This is a genomic window from Bartonella sp. F02, from assembly GCF_026929975.1.
Classification (GTDB): Bacteria; Pseudomonadota; Alphaproteobacteria; order Rhizobiales; family Rhizobiaceae; genus Bartonella.
The window spans coordinates 132431-142913 of sequence record NZ_JANHOK010000005.1 but is presented as its reverse complement, the minus strand read 5'-3'; the positions used below and the strand labels follow the sequence as shown (position 1 = coordinate 142913).

Below are 10483 nucleotides of genomic sequence, written 5' to 3'. Positions count from 1 at the left end.
CAAAACTAGCAAAAAAATTACAAACACAAAGCATTGACTCTGTCTTTGTGAAAGTTTGTAATAACTTTTTATCAAATTATGCTGTCTCTGTTTAATTTATTCTTGAGAATAATAGGCTTTACTTTAATATAATTGCTCCATGTTCGATAAAACAATCAAACTCTTGTATAAACAGTCCAAGCCGTGTTAGCTTTTTAACTTCTGTTCATCCTGTAATAACCACTATTTAAAGATGAAAGCATAATGAAGATCCATGTGGGATAATCAACATCAAAAAAACGACCCAGGACAAGATCCCGCTCTCCTAGTCACGCGGTCTCTTCCGGACCGCCGGCAAGTTTCTATTCGTTGGCTTGCTGGAACGATTCTCACGGGAGTAACTTCCTGTATTTTAATGGGAATTGCACTTTTTACAGCTTTAGATGAACAGAAATTATTAGGCAAAACACCTCAATGGTTCACTTGGTCACACTGGTCAAGAAAACAAGATTCTAATACCAATGGTTATAAAGGGGATCGTATTGCTCCAACGCACGCCCGACAAAGTTTTGATAGTAAGCGCCAATTCGAATTATCGGTTCTTCAACAAAAAGGTGATGCAAAAATTGTTCAAACTCAAAAATTTCAATGGATCAGGATGGCATTAGCCGAAGAACGCCCAGGGCAATATACTTATCCTAAATTTGATGCATTAAGTATTTTTGCAGACAACGCACAAAATCAAATGACTCAGCAAAAAGATACTGAGCATATCTCTGGGCATATCTATAGTGCGAAAGTGCAAACAACAATAATCTTACGCAACCGTGATTTTATTGTACAGCAAATAAACTTTGATGGTTCAGATAGACTCACAGAAGATGACGTGCAAAAAGAATTACAAAGCGCAGGATTTAATTTAGAAAAAATAAATGATCCTCTTTCAATTCTTACACTTATCGACCCTTTACAACTTGAAAGCTTATCGTCGACATCAAAATTGACCGATGCCCCTGAAGTACGCATTATTCAAGAAAATGTTACAGTTTCACCACAAAATCATCGAATCGATCTCTCAAAAAATTATGCTGAAGACATTATCCCCATTCAAAAAGAACAACGAATATGGGATGCTCTGAAAAAACTCAATTATACAAAAGAACAAATGGAACAAATCGACGCGGCTTTAACGGCAGCCAATGATTCTGAACTTTTAGCAAAGGGAAGTCTTTTACGCATTGGTGTGATTACTCAACAGGGAGAAGAAGATCACCTTGTCCGCGTGAGCATTTATCAAGGAATGCGGCATATTCTCACTATTGCTCTAAATGATGAGAATGAATTTGTTGAAAGCACAGAACCAGAAATGTCCTATGCGCTTAAAGCGGCACTTCAAAATGGCATTCCACATTCTTATATCAGTGCAGCAAAATTGCCAACAGTCTACGATGCTATTTATCATGCTGTTCTCAGTCATCACATGCCACAATCCATCTCTCTGAGTCTCATTCGTTTGCTGGCAACCAATATTGATATGAAAAGCCGCATAACGCCAACCGATCAGCTCGAAATATTTTATGCCATTCCAGAACAAAAAAACACTGAAAAAAATAATAAAAACAAAAACACCAAAGCACGCAAACAAATAGCTTATGCAAAACCTGAAATTCGTTATGTTAGTGCAACCTTTGGCAAAGTAACATACAAATATTATCTTTATCAATCAAATGACGGCAGTATCGATTATTATGATTCAGAAGGGAAAAGCTCAAAACCATTTTTACTCAGAAAACCTATTCCGAATGGTGTTTTAGGTTCACCCTTTGGAGCGCGCAAACATCCTATTTTAGGGTATGTTCGCATGCATACAGGTGTTGATTGGGTTGCTCCAAAAGGATCTCCCATCATTGCTGTTGGAGATGGAGTTGTGACAAGAGTAGGCGTTGCAGGAGGCTATGGAAACCATACAGAAATTCGACATGCCAACGGCTATGTCAGTAGTTATTCGCATCAAAGCCGCTATGCTCCAGGCATAAAACCGGGAGTCTATGTTCGACAAGGACAAGTCATTGGATATGTAGGAGCAACAGGAATGGCAACGGGACCTCACTGTCATTTTGAAATCATTGTCAATGGGACAAAAGTGGATCCCATGCGGATCCGTTTCCCTGATAGCAAAGCTTTAACGAACCAAGATCTTCAAGCATTTTTGCGAGAAAAACACAATATTGATGCTTTAATCAACAGTCCCGTAACACAACTAGAAAATGATGCTTAAAGGATCTTTCCTCCCTTTCAAAACGTGCATTCTTCTCCATGGAGTTTCCCATCATCAATGATACAGAGAAGCTGAAACTTCTCTTTCCCATGAAAAATAGTGTCTTTCTTTTTACAAAAAAGAAGAACAACTAAAGTATAATAAAAATAAAGTAGAAACACTTTTTTAAATGATTAAAAAACAAAAGGTAAATCATCTGACGATGAGTCTTTTGAATCACTCGTTGCAAGTTTTGGTAACGGAATTGTGACCTTTGTTCCCCCCAGATGAGATGTTTCAAAAAGAGATTTTTCCCCAAACTGCATACAAAGCTGTTCTACAACTAAGCGACCAAGGCCGGTTTTTTGTTCTGAATCTTGGTGACTCATGCCCACACCATCATCTTCAACAATAAGAACCATCTGACCATTGGCTTGGGGACCAAAAGAAATATAAATATGCCCCGCGCGATGATTCGGAAAAGCATGTTTTAAAGAATTTGTTAGGAGTTCACCTAAAATAATTCCAAGCGTTGTGGCATCTCTAGAAGATAAACGACAATCTTTGAAAGACGTGTGAATCGTTATATTTTCGCGTAATTCAAAAGGAACCGCTAATTCAACATCATGAACAACAGAACTAAGGAACTCTGCCAATAAAGTTGTTTCCATATCATCACTCAAGCGCAACCGACGATGAGCCGTTGAGATTGTTTGAATACGATCACGTGCTGCACCAAGAACAGATCTTACTTCTTCATTCTTGCTCCGATTTAACTGCAATCCTAGCAGAGAGGATACCGTACCAAGAGAATTTCCAATGCGATGGCTTGCATCCTGCAATAAAATCTCAACACGTTGGCGTTCTTTTTCTGCATGATTACGTGCTTTTTCCAATTCACGTGTTCGCTCTTTCACACGTGCCTCAAGAGCTGTATTTTCACTATAAAGCAATGATTGATATATCTTCAAATAGCGGACATCACGACGAAAACGATTAATGACAAAAAAGGCTGAAATAAAAGTACTCACAACAGAAATGATCGCTGCTAACGTTAAAGCAGCACGCATAACAGCAATTCCCTCACGCTGTTTTTGTCGTTCAATATCATCTCCATTGATGAAATTTGTCATCAATTGTGCTAAATGAGCAATGGGCATCTTTGCGATTTCAGAGGAAGTGGGAAGATTTTGCGTCTCTTCGATCAAATCATCAAGAGTCATCATATGCGTGCTCATAATAGCTTTGCGCGTTTCAACTTCCTTTTTAAACGCATTAAACCATTCATACCATTGTGGATGCGAATAAACAATCAGCGCCGTATAATCAAGAATATCATTGAGATTGCGTACCGCACTTTCAAAGCGTGCTTTATCTTCCATTTTGTGACTACTGGCATAACTTCTGTCAGCTGCTGCCATATCAATTAAACTAATCAGAACCAAATCTGCTTGTTCACGCAACTCCGAACTAATGTTCAATCGAGAAATCTCGCGATCAACAGCATTTGATAAAAGGACAATAAAAGTTGATGCTAAAAATGCCATCAAAAGAGAAACAATCATTGCCGTCCAACGCCAATGGGATGTTGCTGAAGTAGAAGCTATTTTTTTAGGAAGCAAGTTTGTTTTTGTTGTCATATAATTTCCATTGGCGAACCTGACAATCGTCATTCTTCAGCACAGAGGGGAATTTGCCTGATCAATTAGAACATCAAGAAAAAGCCCTCTTGGCACCTGCATATAAGTTTCTCTTTATTCTCCCCAAGGGTGCATATGCCATACATTTTAAATTTTCTTAAAATGAGGACTTTTATTTAATAGCTATGACGAGAATAAAAAAAACAAGGTTCTCAATCATAATTATTACGCTTTTTTAGCCATTAAATGAGCACAATGTGCATCCAGCAGAATAAGAATCCGGTCCATAATCGGATTCACCATTGACTTGAAGAAGCTCCTGTAAACGATGACGCGCTCTGCTCACGCGGCTTTTAATTGTTCCAACGGCGCAACCACAAATAGCCGCAGCATCCTCATAAGAAAAACCAGAGGCTCCAATTAAAATAATGGCTTCTTTTTGATCAGAAGAAAGCATATCTAAGGCCTTTTTAAAATCCTGTAAATCCATAGATCCATATTGAGTGGGATGAACGGCCATACTTTGAGTAAAAATTCCTTCACTGTCTTGAACTTCTCTTCCTCCTTTACGGATTTGAGTATAAAATTCATTCCGTAAAATGGTAAAAAGCCAAGCTTTTATATTGGTTCCCATTTCAAAGCTTTCTTGCTTTGCCCACGCTTTCATGATGGTATCTTGAACCAAATCTTCTGCTTTATCGCGTTTGTTACACAAAGAAATAGCAAAAGCGCGCAAAGCTGGCAAAGATAAGAGCAATTCTTGTTTAAAGTTTTTCGTGCTTGTTGTCATGGCAGATTAAGCCTTTTCTGCACGATTCAAACTCATTTGCTCAGCTTTATCGAGCTTTTCTAAAAGCTCCAGCAAATGCACAGGAATAGTTTCTTCTTGAATGTTCATATAAAATTGACGCAGCTTCAGCGCTATTTCACTATTTGTGCCAAGAATATCATCTTCAAGCGCGAAATAATTGGTGAGATTTTTTTCACCACAATTGTTCATTTTTTATCCCCCTAACCCATATAGTGTAAAAAGAAGGTTATCCCTTAATGGTTGTAAATATAATTTCATCTAAAAAGTTCCATACGGGGGAAGGAACTTTTTTGTGTATTGGGAATTTTGAGTAATAAAGCGCCTACAAAAGACAAAGGAGTCATACATATGTCACTATCAACGCGCATCGCATCACATCTTCCCTATCTTAGACGTTTTGCTCGATCTGTAACTGGCAGCCAATCTTCTGGAGATGCTTATGTCGCTGCGATGTTAGAAGCTCTTATTGTTGATCTCTCTATTTTTCCAAAAGCATCTAGCGATCGTATTGGAGTTTACCAACTTTTTTGCCACCTTTTTGACCAAACTACGCCCAATATCGCCATTCCTTTATCCCAATTTGATCTTGAGAAAAAAGCGCATGAAAAACTATCCTATCTGACACCACGAGCACGCCAAGCTTTTCTTTTAGTTGCTGTAGAAGGATTTAATGAGCGTGAGGCAGGTGAAATTATGAATCTTGATGCTCAAGAATTTCGTCATTTTCTGAATCAAGCCTCTCTGGATATTTCTCAGCAAATTGCCACGCAGGTTATGATTATTGAAGACGAACCTCTCATTGCTATGGATATTGAGCAAATGGTTGAAAATCTTGGCCACAAAGTTGTCGGCATTGCCCGCACGCGTGATGAAGCTGTCGTCATGTATCATCAGAAAAAACCACGTCTTATTTTAGCGGATATTCAATTAGCGGATAACAGTTCTGGGATTGATGCCGTTAATGATATTTTGAAAAAGGAGCAGATTCCTGTTATTTTCATCACAGCTTTTCCTGAAAGATTACTAACAGGAGAACGTCCTGAACCTACTTTTCTCGTTACAAAACCGTTTAATCCTGATATGGTAAAAGCACTCATTTCACAAGCATTATTTTTCCAAGAAAATGCTTCCAAAGCTGCCTAAAACGCAGCAAAATTTTGATCATGATGATGACTCCTGTTTCTACCCCACACATAGACAGATCGCGTCTGAGCGCTTTAATGCAAGCCATCAATGGCGCTGATATTTGTGTTTTATATCAAACACCTAATTTAGTTTATGTGTGGTCTGAAAATCTACCACAACATTTGCGTAATAAATGGCGCATAGGATGCCGCGATAGTGATTTTTTTTCGCGTGATCTTGCAGATAATATGGAAACAATCAAGCTACAGGTTTTAGCAACTGGCATAATGCAAACCATCGAAGCGCGCTTTGAGAATGTTTCCAAGCAAGATATTTGGTATAAATTTTCTATTGATTGTCATCGCAATGACAATGGAGAAATTATCGGAATTATCACCACAGGTGTTGATATTTCAGGATTACGCCGCCGTGAGCAAGTCTTAAAAATATTGCTCAGAGAAGTCAGTCATCGCTCTAAAAATCTTTTGGCTATCATTCAAAGTATAGCAAGCCAAACCGCCCGATATACTGAATCGCTTCAAGTTTTTTTACGAAAATTTCAAGGACGAATCCATTCTCTTTCCCACTCTCAAGATCTTGTTACTGATTCTGACTGGCGAGGTGCTCAATTTCGGGATCTCGTACAATCTCAAATTTTTGGTTATTTAGTCAAAGAAATGGAAAGATTCTCAATTACAGGAGTCGATCCCTATCTCTTTCCAAATGCCGCGTTACATATCGGTTTGGCTTTTCATGAACTCATTATCAATTCACTTTCTTTTGGTGCTTTATCACAAGAAGGCGGAAATGTTTCTGTGTGTTGCGAAATTCAAAAAAATACCAATAAAAATACGCATCTCTTAATCACCTGGAGCGAAAATTTTGCACCACAAACCATTCTTTCTAAGCAAAAGCAAACCTGTTTTGGAAGTGCCGTTTTGGAAAAAATCGTCCCTATTTCTGTTAATGGCTCAGCTTCTTTAACGCTAACAGAAAAAGGTGTTATGTATTGTCTCTCTGTTCCTGATACTCATTTTGATGTATTTTTATAGAACAAGAACGAAGTATACCCTTCTATACAGCTTGGTTTATTTCTAGATAAAGAAAAATATATCTTTACTCCTTTTTGAAATGCGCTGTGCATTTAAATATTTTTTGCTCAAATAACGCTTTTCCACATCCTCTTCATGGGAACAAAAAACATTTGAGATCGTTTAATCTCGAGAACGTCTTCTCTTTTTTGCTGGCAAATATCTCAATGTTTTGCCAATTTTTCAAGATCGATATTTTTATGGCTCCTCTTGTTTCAATTCTTTTATTAGTTGCTTGTACAGATGATCTTAAAAGCTGTTACTCTAATAATACAATGGTCAAGATTTATGAAACCGTACAAGCTTGTGAACAGCAAATGATCCCTTTGGTCAAAAAATTTTCTCCTCATGGAGAACAGATTTTTGCTCAATGTACAAACATACACACCAATTTACAGTTGGAAAAAATAGATCTTATTTGGTCTGTAACAAACCATGGCCATTTTCTTTTACGCAGCCAAAATAAACCATGAACAAACCCGCCAACAGATAGTTTTGTGTCATTTGACTCTTTTTTGCTCAGCAAACCATTGCATAAACAGCATTAAACGCATAAATTCGCCCGATATTTTAAAAAAAATAAAAAGGGATAGGTCCATGGCGGATAACAAACACGTTCACTCTCTACAAAGTTCACTAGAAGAAAACAGTTTGTTGTCCTCAAACGACCCATTAGATCCTGCAGTGGAACGAATTAGAAAAAAGCTTATGCGTTTAATGCTTATTTCCATTTCAATTACAATTGCTCTCATTCTTGCTGTGCTTGGGGGGGTTATCTATAAAATTATAGCCCATGAACCTGCTACAAAAGACACAAAGCTCTTTTCAGCACCAAATACTGGTTCAGAAATCACCTCGCACACTTTGCGTTTACCAGAAAAAACACAAATTCTTTCACACAGTCTTTCAGAAAAGAATATCATGTTACACGTGTTAACACCCAATGGTCAAACACAGTTCATGATTTATAATTATTATACAGGTGAACTTATCTCAACTCTTTCTGTTGAAATAACCGATTCCACACCCTCACCATCTTCTCTACTACAAACAGAAACGCCATAATAAACGTTTAAACGTTTAAACGCTTTCTTCTGCTGAAGCAGCAACAACCCGACGTCGACGTGGTTTTTTCTGTACTTCTTCTGTCATCAAAGGAAGTTCAACAACTTTTTCTGCGACAGCCACTTCTTCTTCAATCATTTTTGATGCCATCTGTGGCAGTTCAGACGATGATATTTCTTTTTCCTGCTCTTTTGCTTGGGCAGTCCGTCGACGCGGAGTACGACGTGGTTTTTTAACAGTTTTAGCATTTTTATCGCTAACCGCTTCAGAATCATTTTCAGCAGCATATTGCTTCTGATTATCAACTTCTTCTGATAAAGCATTGGTCGTTAACGCATCATCCGCACGCCCGTTTTTTTCTCTTCTTCTTTGTTCATCATTCTTTTTTTCTAGCTGCATTTGCTGAAGTAGCAGCTCATCTTTGCCATCATTATTTTTAATTTCATCATTTTTAGCATTTGCAGCATTTGCAGCATTGACTTCTTCACATTCCTGCTCATTGCTTTCACTCCGTTGAACTTGGTGAGACATTTGTCCAACAGCTGCCAGAATGATCCGTAAATAATGTTCAGCATGTTGCAGATAATTCTCAGACATAACACGGTCCCCAGCTCCTTGAGCATCACGCGCTAAACTTATGTATTTATCAGCAATTTGCTGGGCATTTCCACGAATTTTAACATCCGGACCATTACTTTCATAATTCCGAGACAACGGATTAGGACCGCGACGATTGTTGTTATTGTTATTATTGCGACCGCGCACCCGTCTATTTTGTTGTGGCCTCATATTTATCCCTTTTGGAGTCTGTCTGTCTTAGTTAATTTTATTCTTCATTCTATTTTTGAAATATTTGCTATATCAAAACACGGTTATTGAATGTTTCCCGTCTTACGTTTTTCAAATAACCTTGGCTGATATTTGAAAAAGCATATTTTTTTTGAAAACAATAAACAACAGATAGGAAATACTTAAGCCTAAAATTTCCTTTTTTTCTGCTAACATGCAGGACCCTAGTGATTTTCACACAAAACTCCAAGTGTTTTTTCTTAAATATGCTATATTTTGTTCAAAAAATAATCTTGTGGAAAAAAGAAAAAACGAAAATATGCACATTACACGCAGGCATATAAACAGAAAATTTTCTTTATGCTTTTAGACTTTCCATCCCTGAAAAAATGCTGATATCCCCTTATTCGCGCATTTTTCACACAAGTATCGCATTTAGCATAACCTCTCCTGCCCATGAAAGCAACCCTACCATTGAGAGTTTTGCATAAAACCACCTTGCAAAAGACATTTCACTTTCATCAATATATCAATTTGCACATCACGCGAAGCATTCTAAAAACAATCAATCACTCGTTCTTACACTTTTCAAATCTCTCTTTGTTCAATCTTTTTTTACGAAAAACCTTCCCTTGTGTTGTTCATGTTTATACCATCCTTCTTTGATTTTTATTAACGGAAAACCTTTATAATCATTACAAAATCAATAATTACTTTGTTTTTTCAATGCTTATTTTATTTCATATCTCCACAAACATCTATGCTTTATGAAGAAAACAGCGCATGAACACCTCTTTCACAGGAAAAACTTTTAAAGTACAAAATAACCTTAGAAATGCAAAACATCATATTTCAATCATCAAAAATGTGAACACTGAAAAAATAACTAAAGAAACATTCCCCACAAATTGCATCTCAAACGTCTCAAAACTGGCAACGCCGGCACATTACAAGACTCCATTTACGATCAAAAAAACCTAAACTTAAGGTAAAAACACCCACCCTGCATTGCAAGTTCCATAAAAAGCTGAAAAACACCAAGAAATTACAACCCTCACCGCAACCAATCTTTATACTTGACAGGTACTCTCTCTATATAGCAAACTTCAAGAAGCAGAATTCCCGACAGCTGCATTTGCAACTGCCGGAAAGCTATGGAGCGGTGACCCTAGATTTATTTGCTGCAGGGGGGACGCAGCAAATATAGCAGTTTCCTTTATCACCTAACTTCAGCTTGAATGCTGAAGCTTTCGTCAGCATCCAACAACAATGCGGCAAATTTATGATAAATATTCAATCAATTTGAGATCAAAGCCATTAAAATTTATTTTTATTGCAAAATTAATAAAACTTGATGAATCTTTTCATATTTTTATCGTGTGTGTCTTTCAATAACACTTCCATGTTCCATATCATTTTATAAAAATCAATGCGAACAATGATAGCTTTAAGAAAAATTTAATCAACGATTGCATACACTAAGTACAATGATACGCACATGAATATGAATATTCTTATCATGTTCTGAATACGACGAATCTGCGTGAATGCTCAGCTCATGTCGAAAGAATGACATCCTTTCGCCAGTGTTTTCCAATAATCTTTTTTGTTTGCCAACACTCTCAGCTTTTCAAACCACCTTAAGAAGCTGGAATAATCTCGAACAGCCTTCTTAGTAAATAATCTTAAATAATCTCTCTCAATGAATAATAAAAACTCTGCGAAA

Annotated in this window: 9 protein-coding genes; 5 read left to right on the top strand and 4 right to left on the bottom strand. The window is 37.2% G+C overall.

The annotated features are described in order from the left end of the window. Positions 1-253 precede the first annotated feature (253 nt). Positions 254-2257, top strand: coding sequence for a M23 family metallopeptidase (locus NPY00_RS05490; protein WP_269021069.1), 2004 nt, complete (start codon positions 254-256; stop codon positions 2255-2257). Positions 2258-2430: 173 nt separating this feature from the next. Here the strand turns inward: NPY00_RS05490 and NPY00_RS05485 are convergent, their stop codons facing one another. From NPY00_RS05485 to NPY00_RS05475, 3 genes are all read right to left on the bottom strand, one after another. Beyond that, complete coding sequence (locus NPY00_RS05485) at positions 2431-3876, bottom strand: sensor histidine kinase (RefSeq protein ID WP_269021068.1); 1446 nt, start codon at positions 3874-3876, stop codon at positions 2431-2433. Positions 3877-4111: 235 nt separating this feature from the next. After that, on the bottom strand, positions 4112-4666 hold the full coding sequence (locus tag NPY00_RS05480; RefSeq protein WP_269021067.1) for an RNA polymerase sigma factor: 555 nt from the start codon (positions 4664-4666) through the stop codon (positions 4112-4114). Positions 4667-4672: 6 nt separating this feature from the next. Further along, the gene (locus NPY00_RS05475) at positions 4673-4876 is read right to left on the bottom strand and encodes a NepR family anti-sigma factor (RefSeq protein WP_269021066.1); all 204 of its coding nucleotides are present in this window, start codon (positions 4874-4876) and stop codon (positions 4673-4675) included. Between the two features lie 159 nt (positions 4877-5035). On the opposite strand from NPY00_RS05475, the gene NPY00_RS05470 reads away from it, so the two are divergent. The 4 genes from NPY00_RS05470 to NPY00_RS05455 all read left to right on the top strand — a co-directional run bounded on the left by NPY00_RS05470 (position 5036) and on the right by NPY00_RS05455 (position 7968). Continuing rightward, entirely contained in the window at positions 5036-5830 is a 795-nt protein-coding gene (locus NPY00_RS05470) for a response regulator (protein WP_269021065.1), read from the top strand. A 20-nt stretch (positions 5831-5850) separates the two neighbouring features. After that, positions 5851-6864 carry a PAS domain-containing sensor histidine kinase gene (locus NPY00_RS05465; protein WP_269021064.1) on the top strand — a complete coding sequence of 338 codons (1014 nt, stop codon included), beginning with the start codon at positions 5851-5853 and terminating at the stop codon, positions 6862-6864. Between the two features lie 239 nt (positions 6865-7103). Further along, on the top strand, positions 7104-7376 hold the full coding sequence (locus NPY00_RS05460) for a hypothetical protein (protein WP_269021063.1): 273 nt from the start codon (positions 7104-7106) through the stop codon (positions 7374-7376). 124 nt (positions 7377-7500) lie between these two features. Continuing rightward, positions 7501-7968 (top strand): hypothetical protein, encoded by a 468-nt coding sequence (locus NPY00_RS05455; RefSeq protein WP_269021062.1) that lies wholly within the window; start codon positions 7501-7503, stop codon positions 7966-7968. Between the two features lie 15 nt (positions 7969-7983). On the opposite strand, the gene NPY00_RS05450 is transcribed toward NPY00_RS05455, so the two are convergent. Next, positions 7984-8757 carry a DUF4167 domain-containing protein gene (locus NPY00_RS05450; protein ID WP_269021061.1) on the bottom strand — a complete coding sequence of 258 codons (774 nt, stop codon included), beginning with the start codon at positions 8755-8757 and terminating at the stop codon, positions 7984-7986. Positions 8758-10483: the final 1726 nt, after the last annotated feature.

Coding starts and splice junctions, on each gene's coding strand:
- NPY00_RS05485 (WP_269021068.1), bottom strand. CDS start 3,876: ATGACAACAAAAACAAACTTGCTTCCTAAAAAAATAGCTTCTACTTCA.
- NPY00_RS05450 (WP_269021061.1), bottom strand. CDS start 8,757: ATGAGGCCACAACAAAATAGACGGGTGCGCGGTCGCAATAATAACAAT.
- NPY00_RS05470 (WP_269021065.1), top strand. CDS start 5,036: ATGTCACTATCAACGCGCATCGCATCACATCTTCCCTATCTTAGACGT.
- NPY00_RS05475 (WP_269021066.1), bottom strand. CDS start 4,876: ATGAACAATTGTGGTGAAAAAAATCTCACCAATTATTTCGCGCTTGAA.
- NPY00_RS05480 (WP_269021067.1), bottom strand. CDS start 4,666: ATGACAACAAGCACGAAAAACTTTAAACAAGAATTGCTCTTATCTTTG.
- NPY00_RS05460 (WP_269021063.1), top strand. CDS start 7,104: ATGGCTCCTCTTGTTTCAATTCTTTTATTAGTTGCTTGTACAGATGAT.
- NPY00_RS05490 (WP_269021069.1), top strand. CDS start 254: ATGTGGGATAATCAACATCAAAAAAACGACCCAGGACAAGATCCCGCT.
- NPY00_RS05465 (WP_269021064.1), top strand. CDS start 5,851: ATGATGATGACTCCTGTTTCTACCCCACACATAGACAGATCGCGTCTG.
- NPY00_RS05455 (WP_269021062.1), top strand. CDS start 7,501: ATGGCGGATAACAAACACGTTCACTCTCTACAAAGTTCACTAGAAGAA.